Annotated in this window: 19 protein-coding genes, 1 tRNA gene, 4 pseudogenes and 1 riboswitch; of the genes and pseudogenes, 17 read left to right on the forward strand and 7 right to left on the reverse strand. The window is 39.1% G+C overall.

Going from position 1 to position 24384, the window contains the following annotated elements:
* Positions 1 to 46: 46 nt before the first annotated feature.
* Both ACT8YW_RS14095 and ACT8YW_RS14100 read right to left on the reverse strand, forming a co-directional pair.
* A pseudogene (locus tag ACT8YW_RS14095) lies at positions 47 to 1264 on the reverse strand (TonB-dependent receptor); the annotation flags it as partial.
* A 53-nt stretch (positions 1265 to 1317) separates the two neighbouring features.
* Positions 1318 to 1523, reverse strand: a riboswitch (cobalamin riboswitch).
* 133 nt (positions 1524 to 1656) lie between these two features.
* A complete protein-coding gene (locus ACT8YW_RS14100) occupies positions 1657 to 3345 on the reverse strand; it encodes a putative transporter (RefSeq protein ID WP_005846477.1) in 1689 nt (562 codons plus the stop codon).
* A gap of 235 nt (positions 3346 to 3580) precedes the next feature.
* Between ACT8YW_RS14100 and ACT8YW_RS14105 the strand changes: the two genes are divergently transcribed.
* The 8 genes from ACT8YW_RS14105 to ACT8YW_RS14140 all read left to right on the forward strand — a co-directional run bounded on the left by ACT8YW_RS14105 (position 3581) and on the right by ACT8YW_RS14140 (position 11573).
* The gene (locus ACT8YW_RS14105) at positions 3581 to 4909 is read left to right on the forward strand and encodes a cobyrinate a,c-diamide synthase (RefSeq protein WP_005846475.1); all 1329 of its coding nucleotides are present in this window, start codon (positions 3581 to 3583) and stop codon (positions 4907 to 4909) included.
* Positions 4906 to 5481: a cob(I)yrinic acid a,c-diamide adenosyltransferase gene (locus ACT8YW_RS14110; protein ID WP_005853332.1), complete on the forward strand. Its 576-nt coding sequence runs from the start codon at positions 4906 to 4908 to the stop codon at positions 5479 to 5481. Before ACT8YW_RS14105 ends, ACT8YW_RS14110 begins: the two co-directional genes overlap by 4 nt.
* On the forward strand, positions 5481 to 6971 hold the full coding sequence (locus ACT8YW_RS14115) for a cobyric acid synthase (RefSeq protein ID WP_005846471.1): 1491 nt from the start codon (positions 5481 to 5483) through the stop codon (positions 6969 to 6971). The genes ACT8YW_RS14110 and ACT8YW_RS14115 overlap by 1 nt, the downstream gene beginning before the upstream one ends.
* The gene (locus ACT8YW_RS14120) at positions 6964 to 7974 is read left to right on the forward strand and encodes a threonine-phosphate decarboxylase (protein ID WP_005846469.1); all 1011 of its coding nucleotides are present in this window, start codon (positions 6964 to 6966) and stop codon (positions 7972 to 7974) included. Before ACT8YW_RS14115 ends, ACT8YW_RS14120 begins: the two co-directional genes overlap by 8 nt.
* Positions 7956 to 8888 carry an adenosylcobinamide-phosphate synthase CbiB gene (gene cbiB, locus ACT8YW_RS14125; RefSeq protein WP_005846467.1) on the forward strand — a complete coding sequence of 311 codons (933 nt, stop codon included), beginning with the start codon at positions 7956 to 7958 and terminating at the stop codon, positions 8886 to 8888. The genes ACT8YW_RS14120 and cbiB overlap by 19 nt, the downstream gene beginning before the upstream one ends.
* A gap of 35 nt (positions 8889 to 8923) precedes the next feature.
* A tRNA-Gly gene (locus ACT8YW_RS14130) sits at positions 8924 to 8996 on the forward strand.
* A 116-nt stretch (positions 8997 to 9112) separates the two neighbouring features.
* Positions 9113 to 10330: a site-specific integrase gene (locus ACT8YW_RS14135; protein WP_005853340.1), complete on the forward strand. Its 1218-nt coding sequence runs from the start codon at positions 9113 to 9115 to the stop codon at positions 10328 to 10330.
* 361 nt (positions 10331 to 10691) lie between these two features.
* Positions 10692 to 11573, forward strand: coding sequence for a hypothetical protein (locus tag ACT8YW_RS14140; RefSeq protein WP_005853342.1), 882 nt, complete (start codon positions 10692 to 10694; stop codon positions 11571 to 11573).
* Positions 11574 to 11644: 71 nt separating this feature from the next.
* Here the strand turns inward: ACT8YW_RS14140 and ACT8YW_RS14145 are convergent, their stop codons facing one another.
* On the reverse strand, positions 11645 to 13501 hold the full coding sequence (locus ACT8YW_RS14145; protein ID WP_005853344.1) for a DEAD/DEAH box helicase family protein: 1857 nt from the start codon (positions 13499 to 13501) through the stop codon (positions 11645 to 11647).
* Between the two features lie 664 nt (positions 13502 to 14165).
* Here ACT8YW_RS14145 and ACT8YW_RS14150 point away from each other — a divergent pair.
* The 5 genes from ACT8YW_RS14150 (at position 14166) to ACT8YW_RS14170 (ending at position 17588) form a co-directional block, all read left to right on the forward strand.
* On the forward strand, positions 14166 to 15185 hold the full coding sequence (locus ACT8YW_RS14150) for a DUF3871 family protein (RefSeq protein ID WP_005853348.1): 1020 nt from the start codon (positions 14166 to 14168) through the stop codon (positions 15183 to 15185).
* Between the two features lie 89 nt (positions 15186 to 15274).
* Positions 15275 to 15550 (forward strand): hypothetical protein, encoded by a 276-nt coding sequence (locus tag ACT8YW_RS14155; RefSeq protein WP_005853350.1) that lies wholly within the window; start codon positions 15275 to 15277, stop codon positions 15548 to 15550.
* 41 nt (positions 15551 to 15591) lie between these two features.
* Complete coding sequence (locus ACT8YW_RS14160; protein WP_032947627.1) at positions 15592 to 16053, forward strand: JAB domain-containing protein; 462 nt, start codon at positions 15592 to 15594, stop codon at positions 16051 to 16053.
* 98 nt (positions 16054 to 16151) lie between these two features.
* Positions 16152 to 16826, forward strand: coding sequence for a recombinase family protein (locus ACT8YW_RS14165; protein ID WP_032947629.1), 675 nt, complete (start codon positions 16152 to 16154; stop codon positions 16824 to 16826).
* A 348-nt stretch (positions 16827 to 17174) separates the two neighbouring features.
* Positions 17175 to 17588 (forward strand): hypothetical protein, encoded by a 414-nt coding sequence (locus ACT8YW_RS14170; protein WP_005853355.1) that lies wholly within the window; start codon positions 17175 to 17177, stop codon positions 17586 to 17588.
* 964 nt (positions 17589 to 18552) lie between these two features.
* Here ACT8YW_RS14170 and ACT8YW_RS14175 read toward each other — a convergent pair.
* Entirely contained in the window at positions 18553 to 19806 is a 1254-nt protein-coding gene (locus ACT8YW_RS14175; RefSeq protein ID WP_032939127.1) for a hypothetical protein, read from the reverse strand.
* Between the two features lie 989 nt (positions 19807 to 20795).
* Positions 20796 to 21101 (reverse strand): hypothetical protein, encoded by a 306-nt coding sequence (locus ACT8YW_RS14180; RefSeq protein ID WP_118935701.1) that lies wholly within the window; start codon positions 21099 to 21101, stop codon positions 20796 to 20798.
* A 205-nt stretch (positions 21102 to 21306) separates the two neighbouring features.
* Here ACT8YW_RS14180 and ACT8YW_RS14185 point away from each other — a divergent pair.
* Positions 21307 to 21899 (forward strand): annotated as a pseudogene (locus tag ACT8YW_RS14185) (phage integrase SAM-like domain and Arm DNA-binding domain-containing protein); the annotation flags it as partial.
* Here the strand turns inward: ACT8YW_RS14185 and ACT8YW_RS14190 are convergent.
* Positions 21895 to 22197, reverse strand: a complete 303-nt coding sequence (locus ACT8YW_RS14190) for a hypothetical protein (RefSeq protein ID WP_227247968.1) — start codon at positions 22195 to 22197, stop codon at positions 21895 to 21897. The pseudogene ACT8YW_RS14185 and the gene ACT8YW_RS14190 overlap by 5 nt on opposite strands.
* The gene (locus tag ACT8YW_RS14195) at positions 22122 to 22646 is read right to left on the reverse strand and encodes a DUF4988 domain-containing protein (RefSeq protein WP_227238819.1); all 525 of its coding nucleotides are present in this window, start codon (positions 22644 to 22646) and stop codon (positions 22122 to 22124) included. Before ACT8YW_RS14195 ends, ACT8YW_RS14190 begins: the two co-directional genes overlap by 76 nt.
* Positions 22647 to 23052: 406 nt before the next feature.
* Here ACT8YW_RS14195 and ACT8YW_RS14200 point away from each other — a divergent pair.
* The 3 genes and pseudogenes from ACT8YW_RS14200 to ACT8YW_RS14210 all read left to right on the forward strand — a co-directional run.
* Positions 23053 to 23241: pseudogene (locus ACT8YW_RS14200) on the forward strand (hypothetical protein); the annotation flags it as partial.
* An 8-nt stretch (positions 23242 to 23249) separates the two neighbouring features.
* Positions 23250 to 23653: pseudogene (locus ACT8YW_RS14205) on the forward strand (hypothetical protein); the annotation flags it as partial.
* A 418-nt stretch (positions 23654 to 24071) separates the two neighbouring features.
* Positions 24072 to 24314: a DUF6965 family protein gene (locus ACT8YW_RS14210; protein WP_085930164.1), complete on the forward strand. Its 243-nt coding sequence runs from the start codon at positions 24072 to 24074 to the stop codon at positions 24312 to 24314.
* Positions 24315 to 24384: the final 70 nt, after the last annotated feature.

A 24384-nucleotide genomic window follows, 5' to 3' on the forward strand; every position in this document is an offset into this window, starting at 1 on the left:
AATGACGGACAACTTGCTATTTTTTGATTTTATTTCGAACTCACGTTAATTTAAAAATACCTTTTATGCTAAGATTGTGATTACGGGTCCGTTTGCGCACTTGCTCTTCACCTGCTTTTCCATTATAGGTTTTATTGTCTTTAAAAAAACAATAAGAGGAAGAAAAATGATCGGCGTAACAGTCTGCGGTAATATAATTCCCTTTATTTATCATGTATTGGGCACCAATGCCATAATTAAAGGTTTCATGCAATATGTTGTAGTCGTATGCTTCATAAGGGCGGCGTGTCTTGTTGTCATAATATCCGCCGCGGGCATAAAAAGAGAGTTTGTCGGTAGCATCGAAAGTGAATTTTTGATTGACAGTATTTGCATAGAAGCCTGTAGAAGCTACTTTCCCGGTTTCTTCCAATTCATGAGTTTTGGAGTTCTCCTCGTATGGATTCAGTTGCCATCCTTCGGCCTGCTGACGGCGATAAGAGGTGTAGGAGCCGAACTTGCCGGTATTGACATCTATGTTTACGGACTGGGTAAAACGTCCTTTACTGGCATAACGGGTATCGCTGGAAACATTGATAGCATTTTTTGCATCATCAGTAATGATGTTGATAACTCCTCCGATAGCATTTGTTCCGTAAAGAGCGGAAGAAGCGCCGTTCAATATTTCAATACGTTTGATTTTGGCAACATTGATTCGAGCATAGGTGTCATCTCCATACAGGCGTTTGCCATTTTCCAGAAAAATGAAATAATCATCAGGCAATCCATTCAGACTCAATGTTGTCCCCATGCCGTTGGTCATACTTGAGAAAGACGGGGTCAGCTTTTGTAAGGCCTCGTCCAGCGATGTTACACTGGCATTACTTAAATCCTTTGCAGTGATAACGGAAACAGGCACGGGACTGTCCGTCATGCGGTGGTGTGTTCCTGTACCGGTTACTACTACCTGGCCTATATTGGTAAAACTGTCTTGTAGCTTGATAAGAAGATTCTTTTCACCTCCTTTTGTCGTGATAGACTTGGGTGTGTAACTGACATGCGTGATTCTTAATACGTGTTTCCCATCAGGGAGATTGCTGATGGAAAACTCGCCTTTACCATTTGTGGTGCATCCTGAAAGGCTTTGATCGATACGGATATTAGCTCCCACTATAGGTTCGTTGGTATCGGCACTCACAATCTTTCCACTGATACTGACTTGTGCCAGTACGTCAATAGCCAGACAGCTTAAAGTAATTGCTGTCAATAATAACTTTACTTTCATCGAAAGAATTTAAGAATTAATAATTCACTTTCCTGACCCCGGGAGAGCATGATTATCTATGTTCGGACTTGGCAGGTTTCCTGGCTTCACCCTGAAAAGCGCCTTCCCATTTCTGGCAAAAGAAACAGTGGCTTGGTGAGAATTGCTTTTCATCAGACGGGTTTCACAGTAGCGGGCACTGCTTCGGATTCTATAACCGAATTCCCTTTTATACAGGCAGAGAAAGGCTGCCTATATCACCAAATCGGGCACAAAGGTAGGCAATTATTTTATATATGTTTTAAGATTAATGAAAAAATGGTTGCTTTTGAAAGATGTGGGGGATTTTGAACCGTAGGAGTGAATCTAATTCACTCCTACGGTAATATGAATTTGCAATAATTCTGGCGGGATTAGGCAAGTGCCAATATTAATATTTGTGCTGTGAGTACACGTAAAAACATGGTAAGCGGATAAACGGTGGCATAACCCACTGCCGGAGCGTCACAAGAGGTCAAATCATTGGAGTAGGCTAATGCGGGCGGATTGGTGGTGGCTCCGGACAATACTCCGATCAAGGTGTAATAGTTCAGTTTATAAACATATCGTCCTATTATACCTACAATCAGTAAAGGCAGCAGCGTAATAATGGCGCCGTATGCTATCCATACATATCCACCCTCGTTAATGATTGTTTCGATGAATCCTTTGCCGGCTCCTAATCCTACGCAAGCAAGGAAAAGCGAGATACCGATTTCACGTACCATCAAATTGGCACTTATGGTGGTATAGGTTATCAGTTTATAATGTGGTCCGAAACGGCTTATCAGGATGGATACGATAAGGGGGCCTCCTGCCAGTCCCAGTTTTACCGGTTGGGGGATACCGGGGAATAAAAAAGGAGTGCTTCCTAGAATACACCCTAATGCGATGCCTAAGAAAATAGGGATCAGGTTGGGATGATTCAAACGTTTCATGGAATTACCTAGAATCTTTTCGGCATGGGCTACAGCTAGTTCGCTACCCACAATCTTCACCCGGTCACCCATTTGCAATTGCAGGTTGGGAGTGGCCACAAGGTCTACACCCGAACGGTTTACACGGGTAATGCTTGCTCCGAAGTTATTCCTGATTTTTAGTTGGGCCAATGTCTTACCGTTCAATTCAGGCTTGGTGATCAGAATTTTTCTGGAGATAAGTTGTTTGTTTTGGAAATCCCATTCCACATTCACTTGTTTTCCAAAAAAGACAGTGATAGCTTCTACATCTATCGGATTGGCGATAACAAGAATCTCATCGTGTATGTGAAATACTGTAGTGGAGTTCACCAGTTCTGTTTGTCTGTCTCCGTCACAATGCCGTATGCGTGAAATCACAAAATCACGGTTTACCAATGGCTTGATTTCTTTTATTGTTTTACCTTCTACGGCTTCATTGCGTATTTCTAGTGAGATAGGGCGTACTGTCAGTTCTTGTAGATGCCCCAATCCCCGTTCCGCATCGGCTTCTTCGGTTTTTGTATTGATGCGCAGGATATATTTCAATGCCAGCAGGGAGAGAATACACCCTACTACTCCCAATGGATAGGCTACGGCATATCCCAGTGCTATTTCGGGAGCGTCTATACCATTCAGATCACTGTTTGCTTGCTGTGCGGCACCTAGTCCCGGGGTATTGGTTACAGCTCCCGAAAGAATTCCTACCATTGTGGTAATGGGGACACCTGTTATGAAATGGAGTATAATGGTGATGGTCACACCTAAAAATACAACCATCATGGCAAGCAGGTTCAGTGTGAATCCTCCTTTCTTGAATGCTGAGAAGAAACCGGGACCCACTTGTAGTCCGACTGAGTAGACAAATAATATCAGACCGAACTCCTTTAAGAAATGCAACAGATGTTCGTCCAGGTTCAGATTGAAATGACCGAATACTATTCCTACAAAAAGTATCCAGGTTACTCCCAATGAGATACCTGCCACTTTTATTTTTCCTAACATGATGCCGAAAGCAATGACCAGTGAAAGAATAAGTACGGAATGTGCTACTCCGCCGCCCCATAAATTAGGGTACCCTTCAAAGAGATTTCTAAAAAGTTCCATAATTCATTATCTAGTTTAATTATTTATAGTATCAATTTTATCATTGTTGTATAGCTGTCATTCTGGCAAAAATGACTGCAAAGGTAGCTTATTTAATTGATAAACCATAAAACTTTAATTGCTTTCTAAGGATATTTACTTGATATGTCGGAATTATGAATTAATCTGTTATTCTAATTTCGATAATTTGCAATTTGCACTATCTTTGTATCCGTTTTTAAAGAAATACTAAAGAATGAAGCCACAATTACTCATAGGGGCCGCTACATCGGGAAGCGGAAAAACGACTTTTACGATGGGGCTGCTGCGGGCATTGCACAAACGAGGTCTGCGGGTACAGCCTTTTAAATGTGGTCCTGATTATATTGATACACAATTTCATACGCTGGCTGCTGACCATGAGTCGGTGAATTTGGATACTTGGATGGCATCAAATACCCATGTACAACATCTGTATAATAAATATGGAGATGGAGCCGATGTATGTGTAACCGAAGGAGTGATGGGATTGTTTGACGGTTATCAAAGAATGCAGGGAAGTAGTGCTGAAATAGCCAGATTGTTGAATATCCCTGTAGTGCTTATAGTAAGTGCGCGTTCTACAGCTTATTCTGTGGCTCCGTTAATTTATGGTTTCAAGCATTTTAATCCGGCTGTGAAGATTGCAGGTATTGTTTTCAATCAAGTGTCATCTCCTTCTCATTTCGCTTATTTACGTGAGGCTTGTGTTGATGCAGGAGTGGAATGTTTGGGATATCTGCCTATGACAGAAGGGTTGAAAATTCCATCCCGGCACTTGGGTTTGACATTGACAGCCAAACGTTCCATGAACACCTTGATAGAACAGGCTGCGGAATTGGTTGGAAAATATGTGGATTTGGATAAGCTGCTGAGTATTTGTCATCGTAATTTCCCGTGTCGGTATACATTGCCTTATAGTTCAGAAACAGGGGTGGAAAGTTTTACTCCTTCTGCTAAAAAGATGAAGATAGCCATAGCGCGGGATCCGGCTTTCAACTTTATCTATAGAGAAAACATAGACCGCTTGTCTGCGCTAGGAAGCATTACTTATTTCAGTCCTGTATATGGTAGTGATTTGCCGGATGCTGATTTGGTTTATTTACCCGGAGGATATCCGGAATTGTTCGCCCGTCAACTACATCGGCGCAAAAAGTTAATGGAAGCATTAAGAACTTATGCAGAGGAGGGGGGGAAAATTTTGGCCGAGTGTGGAGGTATGATGTTTCTCACCCGTTCCCTGACAGCCCGCCAGGGAGGGACTGCATATGCCATGACGGGGATTTTGCCTTTGGATTGTACCATGGTGGGTGCCAGACTTCATCTAGGATATCGCCGTATAGAATATAAAGGGATGGAGCTTCGCGGGCACGAATTTCATTATTCCAATGTCGTTGCTCCTGACGCTATGCCTTCTGTAGCAAAACAATTTACGGCAAGAGGAATGGAAGTGAGTACCCCGCTTTATAGATATAAAAACGTGATAGCCGGATATACTCATCTATATTGGGGGGAAACGGATATCTTGAAATTATGGAAAGTATGAAACGTATTTATACACGAACCGGAGATAAGGGCATGACAGGAATTCATGGTGGAGAGCGGGTTTTTAAAGATGATATCCGCATTGAAGCTAATGGATGTATTGATGAATTGAATGCTGTTATAGGAATTGTGCGTTCGTTTTTACCTCAGGGGCACGAATGGCAATCCTTGCTTTTTTCAATTCAGAAAAACATGATGGCAGTGATGAGCCATGTGGCTACACCATCAACTATCCGTGAAGGGAATCCTAATATCTTGCCTGATGATTTATGCTCTTTTTGTGAGGAAGCAATGGATACATTGATGGAACAGATGGAGGATAATAGTTCCTTTATCCTTCCCGGAGGAACGCCGGTATCAGCGCAGCTGCAGTTTGCTAGGACGGTGGCACGCCGGGCTGAACGGAGATTATGGACTTTGCATAAACAAGATCCGTTACCGGAGATAATTCTTCGGTTTATCAACCGGCTGTCCGATTTGTTTTTTGTTATGGCCCGTTATGAGATGCAACAACAGAACTGGACGGAAGAAAAGTGGCAGTCCTTTGCATATAAAAGAAAGAAGAAAGAGTGATGAAAAAGAATTTACACCCGATTATGTTGGCAGGAACAGGCAGTGATGTTGGCAAAAGTGTCATCGCTGCTGCATTATGCCGCATTTTTAAACAGGACGGTTATCGACCGGCACCTTTTAAGGCACAGAATATGGCACTGAATTCATATGCCACTCCGGAAGGGTTGGAAATAGGGCGTGCACAAGCTGTACAAGCCGAAGCGGCTGGAGTTCCTTGTCATACGGACATGAATCCTTTGTTGTTGAAACCCAGTTCCGATCATACTTCGCAAGTGGTATTAAACGGTCGTCCCATCGGTAATCGTAACGCTTTTGAGTATTTTCGCAAGGAGGGACGTGAAGAGCTGAGGCAGGAGGTAAACGCAGCCTTTGACCGTCTTGCCGCACGTTATAACCCTATTGTAATGGAGGGAGCAGGGAGTATTTCCGAAATAAATCTGCGGGATACTGATTTGGTGAATATGCCGATGGCCTGTTATGCGGATGCGGATGTGATTTTGGTAGCTGATATTGACCGGGGAGGAGTATTTGCCAGTGTCTATGGTTCGGTCATGTTACAAACTCCTGAGGACAAGAAACGTATAAAAGGAGTAATCATTAATAAATTCAGAGGGGATATCCGTTTGTTTGAGCCTGGTGTGAAGATGATGGAGGATTTATGTGGTATTCCTGTCTTGGGAATAATACCTTATTATAGAAATATACATATTGAGGAAGAAGATTCCGTAGGCTTGGACTATAAACGGATGCACGCCGTGGAAGGTAAAATAAACATAGCAGTTGTTCTGTTGCGTCATCTCTCAAACTTTACAGATTTCAACAGATTGGAACGGGATGAACGGGTGCACCTTTATTATACCAATAATACGGAAGATCTGGCCAAAGCTGATATTATTCTGCTTCCTGGCAGCAAAAGCACTTTGGATGACTTGTATGAGTTGAGACGGAACGGGGTGGCGCAAGCTGTCCTACGTGCGCATAGGGAAGGGGTTACTGTAATGGGAATTTGTGGGGGATACCAATTGATGGGACTTGAGATTCACGATCCGGAAGGAGTGGAGGGAGAGATCCGCCAATTGCCGGGACTGGGACTGCTTCCCGTCATTACTACGATGCAAGGGGAGAAGGTGACGCGGCAGGTGAATTTTCATTTTCTTGAGAATGCGGAAACTTGCCAAGGATATGAAATACACATGGGAGAAACCCGCCCGGTTCCGGGGGTGTCTGTTGTTCCTTTGAATAAACTGGAAGACGGTGGAGAGGACGGTTGTTTTGTAAATCAAAAATGTATGGGAAGTTATATTCATGGAATATTGGATAATCAGGCATTTATAGATTATTTGCTGGAACCATACGCAGAAAAACTGGAGTGTCATACGGTGTTGGATTACCGGACTTATAAAGAAGAACAATATGATAAATTGGCAGAGCATGTACGCAGTCATCTTAATCTGCCTTTGTTGTACCAAATAATGAGTGGAAATGATTGAAGGACATGGTGATGATGCTTATAAGTATAAAGCAATAAAGATAAATTTCAGTTCAAACGTATATAATCATGTAGACCATAGCGGATTACATCAACATTTGTTTCAGCAGATGGAAAGTATCCGTACGTACCCCGAGCCGGAACCTTATTCGTTGGAAAAGGTTTTAGCGGAACGGTTTCATCTTTCGTCTGAAGAGGTTTGTGTGACCAATGGGGCTACGGAAGCCATTTATTTAATAGCTCAGACATTCAGGAATCAGATTTCGGCTATCTTGATGCCCACTTTCAGCGAATATGCGGACGCTTGTCGTCTGCATGGTCATAAAGTGGTTCCTATATATAATTTGAACCGTTTGCCGGATAGGGGGAGGTTGATATGGTTATGTAATCCTAATAATCCCACAGGAGAGGTTAGGGAGAAGGAAGTCTTGACAGCCTGTATAAAACAAAATCCGCAGCGTATTTTTATCATGGACCAGTCGTATGAATTCTTTACACAGAAGGCTTTGCTTACAGCCAGGGAGGCTGCGGAATTTCCGAATGTTATTCTGTTGCATTCCATGACAAAACGTTTTGCCGTGCCCGGCTTGCGTTTAGGATATATCACTGCATGTAAAGAACTGCTACATGAAATCCGGACACAGCGGATGCCTTGGTCTGTTAATCAGTTGGCTATAGAGGCCGGGCATTATTTATTGTCTTCTTCTCAATATGATATAGATATCTATTTGCTATTGAGGGAAAAAAAGAGATTAGTTCAATCTTTACTTTCAATAGGGGGAATGGAGATCTGGCCATCGGATACTCACTATATGTTAGTCCAATTGCGGATGGGAAAGGCGGCGGCTTTGAAAGAATATCTGGCAACAGAGCATGGGATCCTTATTCGTGACGCATCCAATTTTGAAGGGCTGAATGAACACTTTTTCCGTATTGCTACACAAACTCCGGAAGAAAATGACAAACTGGTAGAAAGTATAAAGAAATGGACATATATGTATTAATTCTTCCGTTGTTGATAGGATGGATATTAGATAAATTGCTTGGGGATCCGGTAGGATTGCCGCATCCGGTGGTAGGATTCGGGAAGCTGATCTCTTTTTGTGAGAAACGATGGAACTGTGGGACACATCGGATGTTGAAAGGAGGGGTGGCGGCCATTATGCTTATTTTGCTAGTGTATGTAGGATCTGTTTTGGTATTGCATTATCTGTTTGTGCTAAACCGTTGGTTGGGTATTATCCTCTCTGCTGTGCTTGTTTTCTATTGTTTGGCAGGAACTACACTTATCAACGAAGTAAGGCAGGTTTTTTTGGCTGCGGATCATTCTTTGGAGGAAGGAAGAAAGCAGGTTTCCCGTATTGTAGGGCGTGATACTTCGGAATTGACAGATCAGGAAGTGCGTACGGCTGCTTTGGAAACATTGGCTGAGAATTTGAGTGACGGGGTTATTGCCCCATTATTCTGGTATTTGCTTTTGGGAGTTCCCGGTATGCTTGCTTATAAGATGGTTAATACGCTTGACTCTATGATAGGCTATAGGAATGAACGTTATCTTCAGTTTGGTTGTGTCGCTGCACATATTGATGATATGGCGAACTATATTCCGGCTCGTCTAACTGCATTTTTAATGGTGCTGTGTGCAGGGCGTCCCGGTTTGCTGAGATTTGTAGGTAAATATGGTAACCGGCATGCGAGTCCTAATTCAGGTTATCCGGAGTCTGCTTTAGCAGGTATCTTGAATTGCCGTTTTGGAGGTCCTCATGTTTATTTTGGAGAGATAGTCTATAAACCTTTTATTGGAGATAAGGATCGGTTTATCCATACACAGGATATGCATAAAGCTGTCGATATAAACAGGAGAGCAGAAATTTTGATGGTTATAGTAAATATTGTTTGCTTATATTTGGTCGGTTGAAAAATATATATTACTTTTGTTTCCGTTTTAGAGATGCGGCAGTAGCTCAGTTGGTAGAGCATCAGCTTCCCAAGCTGAGGGTCGCGGGTTCGAATCCCGTTTGCCGCTCTGCTGGAAATCAGATAGTTATCAAAAGATTCCTATCTGATTTTTGTTTTTAGAAAGTGCTGGTTTTAGCGTGGTTTAACCGTGTGAGTTAAACTGAGAGTTAAACCAAGAACAGCATGAATGCTACAATTACAGTGGTGTGCTACAAGTCTAAAATTCTATCAAATGGCGAGCACCCATTAATGTTACGCATCTGTAAAGATGGGAAGAAGAAGTACCAAAGTTTAGGAGTTTCCATTAAGGCTAATCAGTGGGATTTCGTAAGAGAGAGACCTAAACCAACCTGTCCCAACAAGGAATACATCTTAAAACTTATCCTTGACAAACAAGCAGAACTGCAACAACGAATGTTGGAATTGAACACTGAACAGAAAGAGTACACCACTACCACTCTGCTCCAAGATGATCACAAAAAGTATGAACTTAAAACCGTTAAACAGTTCTATCAAGAATTGATTGAGCAGTATATGGCTAATGAGAAATATGGGAACAGGCTTATTTATAAAAGCTCCTACAACTCTATCAATGTCTTTACCAATGGGAATTTAGAGATTCCATTTAGTGCAATAGATGTTGCATGGCTCAACAAGTACGAGAAGTGGTTGCGTTCCAAGGGAAACAAGGAAACCACCATGAGTTTGTTGTTCCGCACCCTGCGTAGCGCGTACAATAAAGCCATTGAAAGTAAATGTGCACGTAAGTCTGACTATCCTTTCAATGATTACAGGATAAGCAAGTTTGATGTAAGTACAGAGAAGCGTGCTATTGCTAAAGCTGACGTACTGAAATTCTCAACGGATGTCCGTCCCATTGGTAAACGGCAATATGTTCAACTCAGTAAGGACATATTCATATTCAGTTATCTGTGTGGCGGCATCAATTTCACTGACATAGCCAATCTAACTAAAGAGAATATCATAGAGGGGAAACGGCTGCACTACATCCGCCAAAAGACAGGCAAGCTCATCAAGTTGGGACTGTCAGAAGAAGCCTTGCAAATCATTGGACGATATGCAGCAGAGAGTAAAGGCTACCTATTCCCCATTCTCAATGCCCAACTGCATAAGACACCACTGCAAAAGCAGAACAGAATACATAAGATGCTAGGAAAGGTCAACAAGAATTTAAAGCAGCTTGCCGCACAACTTGGAGTTGAATCCAATGTCACGACCTATACAGCCCGGCATTCTTTTGCAAGTGTTCTTAAAAAATCCGGCGTAAACATTGCATTGATTAGTGAAGCATTGGGACATTCAGATTTGGCAACTACTCAAATATATTTGGATAGCTTCGATAACGAGCAAGTAGATGAAGCAATGAAGAATTTACTCTAAACCACAAATTCCTCACTTGTAGCAATACAGGTGGGGATTATTCATTTGCTGACGTTAAGGGATATACTCATAATTTAACTAATCCGCACAGTTTTCAGATGATACATAAAATTACCACCGAAAGGTTTGGACACTTCTGATAATATGCCTTATCTTTGCATTGTCGAAAGGTTCTTGATACCAGCCGACTGGTCTTCTGATAAAGACTATAGGTCTTTGAAATCATGTACAATCTTATTCCACCTACGGAAGGCGTAGGTTACTATAAGAAGACGAACAGCATATCTTTTAAATCAAAGTGAGCAATAACGGTCATCCTCTCAAAGGATGGCTATTTATTTCATTTTAATATTATTAGATAATGCAAATAATAAATTATGGGACGGAAACAGCCCCTAAGTGGCTCGCAGTAGCCACAGTTTCAATCAAGGGTGAAGAACAAGATATTATTCCTGCATTCACCGATTATTCTATTAAACAGAAAGACTTTAGCAAAGATAAAGTCTTTACAGCAATGGATAAATCTAAAATTTTACCTACCATTTTCTGTTTAACAGATGCGGAAGTGTTCATTAAGGAAAATGTTAAACTATTCGACTATCATGGTCGAGAGATTGATGAACTCCCTGAAGGAGCACCACGAATATTAGTCTATCTTGACAAGCCGGATAACATCAATCTATGGAGTTTAGATATTCCAATCAAAGCAGAAATAGTGGAGTGTGACAGCGTAGCTGATGCCTATCAACGAGTGGCAACGACAGCATATCTATCCCAATGCCCGTCAAAGGATGATTGGATAGGATTTGCCGGAATCGTTTCCAAAGATAAACTTCTGTTACAGATTAAAAAGTTCAGCAATAGCTTTGGAATGAACGGCACAGCCGCTCAAGGTTATTTTGGTTTGGATACCACAACCTCCTTGATGCAAAGCAAGGCAATTTTAGCAAGTGCTCTGCTGCCAAAAGGAGAGCACCGGACATACAGCCAAGCTGAAATTTTAATGAAAGCCGCCGTCCAAGCATTTGGAGCAAAGGCAGCCAAACAGACCAGATACATCAAAGCCATTAATTATTGCATCTCACAATACGGTTTTGATGGAATCTGTGAAGCTCTTAACAGTATTGAAGCTGACGAGAAACTTAAATTGGATGCTTCTAAATGTGAGGATAAAGTTCAATGCCTTCAAGGAATTATCATTGAGCAGGTTCATATACTGCACAAAAATTCCAACAATAATTAATTAAGTCAAATAAGGTTGTACATAAAATAAATGAAGGGTGAATCGAACTAATCGAAACACCCTTTTTTTATTTATACCCCTATAATTTTATATCCATTTTTCCTGCTACCATCATCAAGCAGTATTTTACATGGATGAATCTTAAAGCCATATAATTTCTCTAAATCTGTGGCTTTACCCTTCTTCTTTACCCCGACCTTTTGATAGACTTCATTCATCAACTCCTTTATCCTGTCAGTTGTAAGCTCCATACCCATTTGGAAGACAGTACCCATTTTATAACGAATCTTAGCATCCGAATGTCTGATACTAATTTCATTCTTCAATTCTTTTTCCTTATAGCCAAGAGCTTTTATCCTATTACCACCCAGTTCATCATAATAATACTTCAACTCGGGATATTTTTGCTCCAAAGTAAATGCAGCCAAATCAAAGCACAGACCTTTAGATTTATACTCACAATACTGAGTCATTCTATCAACAAACGTTTCTTTCTTAACTATATGCTTCAATTGTTCTTTATAAATACCATAAGTTTGGTTCTCCGTCACATCAAAATCATTCTCAGACAATTGTTTCTTAACGATAATACCATTCCTATAATTGTACTTCTGCAATTCATAGGCATATTGCTCACTTATATATGCCAATTTATTAAAAACGAATCTGTCAGAAGACTTATCATACATAGTGTACGAATCTTGATATTGAAGCATCTTTTGTTCCCGTAAGCAATCTCTAATACGCTTAGTTCTTAATTGGATGTCCGTTTCATCATTGTTAGAATCAACTTCTCTCTCAGTCAAATAAACCTTATCATCCAGATATTTCCTAAATTCATCTTCCGATACATCCTCCTTATTCACATTATAAATGAATGTGAGGAACTTTCTGAACGGATTACAAGCCAACCGCTGCCGACCTGCAATCTGTACAAGGTCAGTTGAAATATCAATCGCAGTATTGATACGCTTGCAATCACTGATAACAAAGGTTGAAGCATTGGTTGAATAGAAATCACACCCGGCAAATGCTGTCGAAGTGCAAAAGGTGATCATTTTATGTGTCTCACCTTTTAGAGGAATTCTTCCGCGTTGAAAACCATTACCAAGTTTGGCTATCGACTTATCATTTTCCTCTGAACTACCTACTATTATATTTACCTCATCAGGTAATAACTCCGTCTGTTTGACTATATTCACAATGTTGCTTACACTGTTAAGAAATATAACACACTCTTTGGAGTAATAAGTTTCTCCATCCATGAATACAGAAGGATAGTTTTTATTTTGATATGACCGTACTATTTCTATCGCAGCACTTATGGGGTTATTTGAACGCTCCCTATACACTTTTACAACTTCTTTATTTGTCCAAATCAAATGATAATAGTTCATATCTTTAAAATAGTCTATCTGCTTCAAATACTTATCCAATATTGGAGTTGCTGACAAGTAAGTGACATACGGAAACCTCTTTAGATGCTCCAACAATTTCAATTCCACTTCTGACTTAAAACCGCTGTCGGCTAACATATATTGGAACTCATCTACTACAATTCTCCAATCCGTAGTATCTTTTATACACTCTGCCAGCTTGTAAATGGAATCATAGGACACCAAAATCTTGGGGATTTCTGTTTGTTCAATATAAGTCCTTACCTCATTTATATTCACTCCACCAATTACCAACAAAACATTGGGGTACTGTTCACTTTTGTTCTGTAACAGATTATTCCTTGGACTACATATAATGGTCTTATGGTTATCTTCAAGAGCCAAGGTCGTTGCTCCACAATTAGGTACATCTTTGTTTAATATTCCATTCGGAAGTTCAAATCTGTCAAATGTTCCATAAGGTAATTCAATATTCCTAATCTCACCTAAATACTTAATGTTCTTAGGAATTTCAATATCAGTTCTTATCATAAATTCTACATATTAGTGAGCTGATTAATAAAAAAACATCTTGAAGTTGTGTCCAATATTTCATGGATATTAATCTTAATATAAAGGAGGACATGGAATTAAAATTGGACAATTTGAATAAAATAAAACCAGAGCATTCTCCGGTCTTATTTCTGAATCTGTGCACACTTATATATAGATTTTAGGACAATAACTGTAACTTTTAAACTCCCTTATCCCTCTTTATTGATACAACAAAAGTAATCAATCTCGACATCATAAAATAATGAAAATTGGATAATGTTGAATAATCATGTTAAGGTGGCTATAAACTCCAATTATTGGTTTTAAGGCTCTCCTTGGAAGAACTACCTAACTATACAAGCACTACCATACCACTATTTTACACCCCCTCTCACCAAGCAGAATAAAAACGGAATTGGTCAGACACCTACCCACCCCCTCAACCATTATAAATTTTACTATTCACCTCACATCATTCATGGACTTCTTAAAGAGATACACAATACAGACATAATGGTAATATAGTCTAATTGTAATATCACTTAAAAGTAATTCAGCGAATTGTAGTAAAGTTCAAATCGTTATGGAGTAATCCAAGACGATATGGACTTTACCAATTCCGGAGTTAATTCAATCAATAACCATTTAATTCAATTTCATTATGAGAAATTTAGTTATCATGCCAGCTATGGCACAGAACCGTGAGAGAATGAATTTGGGTGAATATGCAGAAGAAGCTACAATTATTGTGGACGAACCTGTAAGACCTGTAAACCATTTCATTGAAGCCAATACACAGGAAGTAACATTGAATCATCTGAAACATGAGTGCATTACTCCTGTGTTCTCCAAAGACAATGAACTTACCATTAACCATGCTGCATTTGTTGAAACCATACAGGATGCAGCCCAATCATTCTTTAATGGTGAAAAAGTGGAACAGGCAGATATAAGAGTAAGCCACATTATCAAAGGCAGAATCCCTGAAGCTATCCACAAGCCAGCCAACCAACTGTTGGAATCTGACAAGACCATTTATTATGAGAGGGCAGCATTCAGCATTGATGTTCCTACCATTTATGAAACGGTTGGGGGAAATAAGCTCAATCTTTCAATTGTAGGTGTGAGGGCTTATAATCAGATGAACCTGTACAGCAAGAAAGTTCCAGAGCTGTTCAGATTGGCTATTGGCTTCAAGAACCAAGTCTGTTGCAATATGTGCATCTTTACCAATGGTTACAAGGATGATTTAAGAGTGAGCAACACAACAGAACTCTATCGTGCAGCATTGGAACTGTTCAATAACTACAATCCTGCCAAGCATCTTTATCTGATGCAGCAATTAGGCAACACTTCCATGAGTGAACACCAATTCGCACAGATTATAGGTAAGATGCGACTTTACCAATGCTTGCCAACAGGCTATCAAAAGGCATTGCCAAGAATGTTGCTCACTGATACGCAGATTAACAGCGTAGCCAAAGCATACATCAACGATGAAAACTTTGGCAGCTTTGGAAGTGAGCTTAATATGTGGAAGTTCTATAACTTGCTTACAGGGGCTAATAAGTCAAGCTATATTGATTCGTTCTTAGACCGTTCTTTAAATGCCACTGAAATGGCAGTTGGAATCAATGCGGCTTTACATGGGGATGAGCGTTACAAATGGTTCATTGATTAAATGGGCTTTATTGATTGAGAGAGGAAAGGGCAGCTATTAGGTTAGTTGTCCTTTCTTTATTTCTACCAACCTATTAAATATCATACATTATGGATAAATCTAAAATTGAAAATGCTATCAATCATATCACTTCTTTACAAGAGAAATTATGTTACTGTGAGAATAATCTGCAATATATCAAACGCTTGCAAGCACTTAAATATTGGCTGCACAAGTTTGATTCATTTTTGGATAGGAACAGCAGGCTGCATGGTGAATATGCAGCAGTTTATGAAAGCTACTTCCATACTTGTTGCGGATTCTCATTCTATGATAGGGTATGCAATTCAATTCTTGTTTATGAATATGGCGACAGACCATTTTAACTGTCCAATTTTTCTTCCACCACCACATTAATATTGATAGAATGAATAGTAAAATATTAGACATGGATTATACTGTTGGAGAAGTGGAACTCACTTACAAATCCACATCAAAAAGCCGGAATAAAATATATAGTTCGGAGGATGCTTATGAAGTCTTACTTTCAACATATAAGAAAGGTACAATCTGTTACAAAGAATATTTCAAAGTCTTGTTCTTAAACCAAGCCAAGCAAGTCTTAGGTTACACGCTCATTTCAGAGGGTGGAATTACTGAAACTTGTGCTGATATAAGAGTGATTCTACAAGCCGCATTGCTCACCAATTCAGTAGCCATTATCCTTGCGCATAATCATCCAAGTGGTAATCTGAAACCAAGTAGGCAGGATATGGAGATTACTAAGCAGGTCAAAGAAGCTGCAAGACTTATGAGAATTACAGTTTTAGACCACCTCATACTTACAGATACAGGATATTACAGCTTTGCTGACGAGGGAGAATTATAATAAGGTAAAAGGCACTCAATTTCTAAGTTGGGTGTCCTTACTTACATAAGCTGAACGAACATTCAGCACTTGTAACCAACTATTAATAATTGTGAATTATGAAGACATATATAGCATATCTAAGGCAATCCACCATGAAACAGCAAATATCGGGTCTTGGTGTAGAAGCACAACGGGAGATTATACACAACCATGTAAAGAATAAGCCCATACTTGCTGAATACATTGAAACGGAGAGTGGGAAGAAGTCTAACAGACCTCAACTTCTTGCAGCTTTGGCGATGTGCAGGAAAACGAACTCTATTCTGATTGTTGCCAAATTGGATAGGTTGTCAAGGAATGTAGCATTTACTTCCAAGCTGTTAGAAAGTGATGTTGAGATTGTGTTCTGTGACTTTCCACAAGCCAACAGACTGATTCTGCATATCATCAGTAGCATAGCCGAATATGAAGCAGGGCTGATTGGTCAGAGAACCAAACAATCACTTCAAGCCAAAAAAGCAAGGGGTGTGCAGCTTGGTAAATCGGAGAACTTGATGAATAAACTTGAACAAGCAGTCCAACATAGTATCACTACCAACAAGGCTAAAGCTGATAACAATCCGAATAACATGAGAGCGATAGCACTGTTACGGTCATTATCTATGCAAGGCAAATCATTATCTGAAATGACTTGTCTGTTAAATGAACAAGGCTTCGTTACATCTAAGGGATGCAAGTTTCAGATTACACAAGTCAAGAGATTGCTTGTCAGAGCAGGCTTGATGTCGTGAGGTCACTTTGAAAGGCGGACAAATTTAGAGCAAGGTTAGTCTTATATACCCCAATCCGAGTTTGTCCTACCTTTAATTTTAGCCGGAGAAATTTACTTGTGCTTTATAAGTTCATGTGGATTTGAGCTGTTATATTTATAAGGTGAAATATTTTATTACTTATCCAAGTGACTAAATATAAAACCTTTATATAGTTTTATTCCTTTTATATTTCTTTTATTTATAATAATATTATTATATTTGCACCCGTTATAGCATTGGTAATCAAACTAGATTATATGTTCCTCAATGCTTGATTTATTAACAGCTTATCCATAGGGAACAGGTAGGCGTAGATTAAACTTGATAATGAGAAGATTTAGATTATTGGCAACTTCATTATTAGTTGCACTATGTACAGGATTCAGTTCTTGTGGGGATGATGTTACTAATGAAATCATCCAAGAAGTTCAAGAACCGGACAATACCTTAGAATTATTGATCGGTACTTGGGAGGGAACAGGGGAAGTTGCTGGACGACTTTTTAAATTCAATGAAGATTATACATATAGTTATGACACACCTTATAGTAATGAAACTGAAAATGGTACATTTGAATACTTCCCTAACAGATATATGTTTGTTACTTATTATACGAATGATTGGGGACAAGGGGATTGGAAAGAAGAGAATATCATTTACACAATTGTTAAAATTACAGAAGATGAACTGATTCTTAATAATAATGGACATAGTGATATAATAATTTTTAAACGGAAATAATAATCCATACCAATTAGGGCAGATTAAAACAGCATTTGAGGAAACTCTTATGCTGTTTCTTTTTATATAGAAACTATTGCCCTAATCAAACCAAAGAGTTATCTTTGTAACATAGGTTTTACCTACAACGTGATAATAATATATTGTTGAACATTTCTCATGTAACGGCAAAGTTAAACCAAGAGTTAAACCAGCATAAAGAAACCGATAACAAGGATTCTCATTAAGAGCAGCTAAACGGCAGTAGCTCAGTTGGTAGCTGACGAAGGCGAAGCCTTTGGCAGCCGCAGAAGAGCATCAGCTTCCCAAGCTGAGGGTCGCGGGTTCGAATCCCGTTTGCCGCTCCAAAGAGAATTCTGATAGTTAGGTAGTTGGCTATCAGAATTCTCTTTTTTAGCACTATTTGAGGAAGATGAATACAGGTGGTTTGAACATCATTATGTAAATTGATTGAGCAGTATATGGCTAATGAGAAATATGGGAACAGATTTGTTTATAAATGCCCATGCAGTATATTCATACGCTAAAGTATCAGCACTTACACGAATTGCATCTGCATTGCTGCTTTCTATAACGATTTTCCTTGGTTGGATTGATGTGTACATCCGATAATGAAAAGACAGGAGAAATATGAAAACGTTATTTTCATAATCTCAAATTATATGTGAAGAAACAATGTCTTTACAAAAGTAATAAAAAGTGCAATCCATCAATAATCAGAATTGCACTTTTATTTTCCACTAATTTATATTCTTAATTTTCTTTTTTGAGGGATATCCAAAGATACAAAAACTATCTGATTATCAATAATTTAGCTTGAATAGATTGTGTTATTTTGTACTATTGAAAGAATATCCCTAAACATATTGGATTTACTGGGTGCAGATATAGAGAAAGTTCTTATTTTTTGATAATCAGTCAGAAGCTTCTTTATTAATTGGTGCAAAAATGCCAAGTACACACATTACAACTCCAGTTCAACCACAAATATCCATTTCCCTATTTTTAAATTCCCAGACACAGCCAGATCAATAGCCGCTTCGTTATTTTTTGTCTTGTCAGTCAAGCCGACACATAAGGTATACTTTCCCTGCAATTCTGCCGGAATATTAAACCGACTCAAATAATTGTATGATATTCCCTTCAACCATTCGGAAGGTTCTGCTTCCGGTTCTGTATAAAGAAATACAATTTCCTTTTTTTCATTCATCAAAACAAAACTAACCTGATATTTATAATTCCAATTGGGATGATTATTAGGCAATACACCCACACCATAGTTTTTCCATGAATGAAACAAAGTCAACGTTTTGTGGTCTTGCTCCACCTTTATATAGTCCGGATAAAGACGATAACCGCCTAAAGTTATAAAACGCTGAACTTGGTCCGGCAGCTCTTCTATCCAGAATTTACACTGTAAAGGTACACGCAAATCCAGCGTGTTACAATGGCTGTCCAAAGCATCAGTCACAGAAACGGTAAAAGCTTCTTTGAAATCGTTCATGGCAAAACGTTTGTCTCCTTGGAAATGCTTGTATTTTGAGTTATCCCCATCTTGTGCATTAAACCACCAGCATCCCTCACCAATAAGAGCTCTTTTGGGGAAAAGTTCGTCATGTACCATCGCACGTTCTTCATTAGAAAACCAAAAACTGCCTATACCATCCCTGCGAGGAAGAAACCCCAGCTTGTCATATACTAGCGGCTTGGAAAACCTGTAGTCGCTCTGCGAAAGATTCATTACCGTAAGCACTTTTTTGAAGTGTCTTGCATACGATTCGGTTATCTGTCGGATAACGCTTTCCAGATTATCTTGCTTTTCGAGTACCAGTCCATGTCCTTCTCCCCATCTTCCCAATCCATATGCATCAATATAATCTACCTCATCCGGATTGTCATATTCCTTTGCAAAAGCCTCTATGAACTTGTCCAGCTTTTCAAGGAATACTGGATTATCATAATAAGGCTGGGTTTTGCCTTCATCGTCTATTGGACTTTCTGTGGCTCCGGCTTCGTACACATAGGACGGTACTCCGTCTACACCATGAAAGAACACCCTGAAGGCCAGTTTAAGCCCTTTGTCTTTGGCTTTTTGTATATACCATTTATACCGTTCATTGTAAATCCATGCATATTTGCCCTCCTCGGGTTCCAAATCTTTCCACAGCATTCTGATGTACAGAATATTGGAATAATCAGCTGCTTTGCATTCTTCCATCTGTTTCCAAAAAACTTCGGGAGTATAGATGTTGCTTTTATTGTGGCGTGTTCCCTGAAAAGACCAGCCTTCTTCGTACATCATCCATCCCATGGCAGGATTTTTCAGTACGGTGGTCAAATCCGGGCTATAGTTTACCCATTTGTTCATTTGGGCTTGAAGTGAGGCGGATCCCAATAGGTGCATGCTGCACAAAAGGATTGCGGTTAGGCGTAAAATGGAAATACTTTTCATGGTTAGAATTAATATTATTAAAAATGTATTTTATAAAATCATTACAAAAGGTTTTTGATAAAAAAATAATCTGAGTCATTGCATGAGAGTTAATGAAACGATATACTTTTATGTCCATTGCTAAGACATTTTTTCTTCTCTAGATCCTAATATTGAAAGATACCGCTTTCGTTACTTGCTAAAACTTCAGTTGAATTACCTTGATAAATGTTTATATTAATTATTAAAAGTAAAGTAATTAGAATTGCAATCGTTTTCATATGTCATTATATTTAAAGTTTATATATAAGCAAATTTAAGGAATAATCTGTTACGTTGTTTTCAGTAATAGGACTTTAACTAAATTTCTTTTAGTTTTTTTTGACAACCTCAATAACATACTCTTTCGGATTGGCTATCAGTCATGCGTCTTTCTTTTGTTCTTTCAGAATGTTTGTGTCAATGACCCTGTATTACAATATTGTTTTAAATGTGTTGTATGTTGGTCTATATATAGTTTATTCTGTGCATTTTTTATGCATAAGATTTTTCTTTAAAATATTTGTTATAGCTTTGCTATCACAAATAACTGAATGTGTTTTTATTTTTAGATTCATTAAACTGGGATGTTGTAAGGCATCTTGATAAGTAAAGCAGTTTGTATTGAAAAAGGCAGGATTGGTGAATCCCGTCTTTTTATGTATCTTTTTGTTATAAGAATAGCCTCTGCTTGTAAAGGTAGAGGCTATTCTTTATTCAAAGAGACGTAAAATATGTTATTTCAGTATTTCACCTTTTTCATTGAAGAACACCGTACTTTCAGTTCCTTCCTTGTCTGTCAGAACAACCTGATAGGTCTTACTGCCATCCTCTGCCGCTTCCACCGCCGCTTCCTTGACGGTTGATTCCGCAAAATTTTTGGCGATTGCTTCCGTTACCGCTGCCGGAAGGTCTTTCACTTCAATAGGGGTGAAGTCATTTACTGCCATGACTGTTTCAACACCTGAGGTCAAATTTTCGGCAAATGCCACTGTTGTTCCTAATCCCATTACCAATGCTACTGCAACAAAAATTTTTTTCATAATCTTATATTTTTAATGGTTATTGTTTTACGATAATGATAGGACAATTTTTATGCCAAAAGAATAATTAATCTGATTATCAGTTGGTTAATATTTTACTAATTATATGTGAAATGGAAAAAATCCTCATATAGTGTGGGATGATGTGGAAATGTTCCACATTGATACCTTTCTTCCATTAATCTTTTCGCACCTTTGCGGAAAAATGGATAAAATCAGATACCGTCTTGTATATAACCGCCAGAACACACTTAACAGGCAGGGCACGGCTCTTGTACAGGTTGAAGCCTATTTGAACCAAAGGAAAATCTACCTGAAGACCAATGTTTACCTCAAACCGGAGTGCTGGAGCCGTGAGGGGGCACAAGTCATTACCCCCCCCAATCTAACGAACTCAACGCAATGCTCTATGAATACATCCTGTATCTGCAAGGCATAGAGTTGGGGTATTGGAAGCGCGGAATACCTGCCACACTCTCACTGCTGAAGGATGCTGTCAAGAAGAAAAGTGCCGTGAATATCAGCTTCTCCACTTTCGCCAAATCAGCCATTGACAATTCGGACAAGAAGCAGTCCACCAAGGACAACCTGCACTCTACACTGGCGGTCTTGAATGACTTCCGTTCCGGATTGGACTTCAAGGATATTACCTATACATTCCTTCGTGATTTTGAGCAATACTTAAGGGAAAAGGGCAATGCGGACAATACGATAGCCAAGCACATGAAACAGCTCCGTATCTTGGTCAATGAGGCAATCAACCAGGGATATATGCACGCGGATGCTTATCCGTTCAGAAATTAGAGATGGTTTTACCGTTTAGATCCAATACAAGTTCCTTCCCTTTTGCCACCTCAACCGGTTTCTCCAGAATAATGTCATCAGACAATATAAAGCTACCTCCGTTCTGGGCGGCTTCATCAAGAGCACCCGCACCAAAGAATTTCACGATACGGGAAACTGAAATTTCCTGCCCGTTGTTATCTATAAGAGTCACTTTCAGAACGGTCTTTTCTCCACTTATTTCTTTCTTGTTGATTTTGACTGTCGTTCCGGTACATTTCCCATCCGTAAATACAGGTTCTTTAATTTCCACATCCTTATTTTCAGCAGGGTCACAATGTCTATATCTGTAGTACCGTCCTTGCTTCTCAATTCCGCAACCAAAGCCTTATAATTTTCTGTTGTCAAACCAATAAATTCAATATCAATTATATTACTAACGGAAGTTACCGAGAAAATATCGCAACCATCCTTGAACTTGACAGATAATATTTTGGTACGTGGTACGGTCAGCTTGGTCTTTCCGTCAGCCAGAGTGAATATGACATTATCAGGATCACTTGTGTAGTCCACTCCGTTTTCCACAAATACCGCATCACCCCTGTCGCCTTTCTCCCCGGTCGCCTTAATCCCTGTCGATTTCCAGTTTTTGCCGCCATCCGTTGAGATTTCCCATTCATTTGTCGTGGCGTTGATTTGAACTTGGGGGGCAATGGCATCGTCCCCTTTGGCTCCTTGCGCCTTTATTTTTGTATCAGTCATACCTATCCACCAATTACCGTTCTCGCCGATATGAGGTGTGATGCCGTCAGATTTACTTTATGATGTAAGAAAAATCATACTATCCCTTCTCATTTGGAGAATCCATATATCCCGATTTACAAGACGAACATAACGCTTTTTAAACTAATGTTATCAGATATTTATTAAATAATTGGTGCAAAATTAACTAAAAAATGATGCTGGCCTGTAATATAATTTTTTACATTCCAGACCGATTCAATATATTTATATTCTTCTTTGGTAAATCGTTTTTTATTCTTATTTTGCAGAGTCTTTTTTATTGACATATCGTGACAATGGATTTTAGTGTTTTGGCAGCGATGGTGCAAGCGGATAGGATTTTTAAGTGTGTATTTTATAATCAATCAGATAAACAATAGGCAGAATGGAATTAAATGACTGGTTGGCTATAACTGGGGCTTTAAGGGATTGGAAGCTGTCCGCTGGGGTTCATATTCTGTGTAAACCGCAAAACGCACGGAAGGAGAATGCGTCTGCCGATTCGGCGGAGAATGAGAACGAGCGGAAGCAGGTTGACTGGTTGGAAAAGCGTATAGTCCAGTGTACTGCCAAGAGTGTAGAAAGGACAGCACTCGTAAGTCGGTCAACATCGTATATGGCTCTATCATCTCTTTGAATGAACTGATTGCAACCAATGGCAACTACGTGATTAATTTTCGGATTTATGGTACAAGAAAACCGTCTGACAGCCCGACCAGGAAAGTTTTGTTACTGGCTGACGGTCACGTAGAAGGTGATTTCAGCAAGAATAGAAAGAAGGAAACTACAACCAAAGACTGTACGGAGGTGAAAGCCGACAAGGAAACCACTTCCGATATCCATGAGGAAAAACGGTCAGAATCATAAAGGATAAAAAAGAATCCACTTTGCTTAAACAAAAAGGCTTTACCTGTGTTTGTGTAACTGTTTTGTTTGTCGTTGTGCTGATAGTAAAACATTGGCGCAACAGACAATCTTCATCATAAGACTTTAAATTTATAAATTGGACTGCCCCGGCTCGTGATGAGTCGGGGTATTTGTTTAAATACAATTTCCCAATTGGATTACACAATCAACTGAAGAGAATAGAATTTTATGTATTTTTGCCTTGTATTGTGGGGTAGAAGCCAATCTCATAACAAAAATTACTCCTTGTTTTGGGGATCTATTGTAATACGCAATAATGTGACAAAAAATATTTTTAGAAATAGGCAAATCCTTTTGAACAAATTCGTCATTGTTTTGTTCTTGAAGAATAAAGTAGATTGTCAAAACGTAACTAATCTGAACCGTTCCGGCTTGTGATAAGTGGGAGCGGTTTTATTTCAACAATATTTTTGTTAAAAGATAGCGCGTGAATTATATGTTCTTTTATTTTTGTACACAGTTGACATGAATTTATGTATCATGGTGAAAAAGAAATCTTATTCCGAAGAGAAATTAAATGAAATGATCGTATGGCTCAATAATCATGCCAATGAACTTCCTAAGGAAATGCAGATAAATAAATTCGCTTTCACACCAAATTTGAAACTTACTGTTGAAAGTTGCATCATGCAGGCTAAACAATGTTTGGGTAACTATAAGATGGCTGGAGCTTTTAGACTGCTCCAACAAATCGGAGAGAACCTTGAAAACAATAAATGATATTCTTCTATTATTTAGTAAGTAAATCAAGATTTAAATTTAATCGACAAAAATATGAAATTATGAAATT

Origin of the sequence: Bacteroides sp. (assembly GCF_052357945.1) — a bacterium.
Classification (GTDB): domain Bacteria; phylum Bacteroidota; class Bacteroidia; order Bacteroidales; family Bacteroidaceae; genus Bacteroides.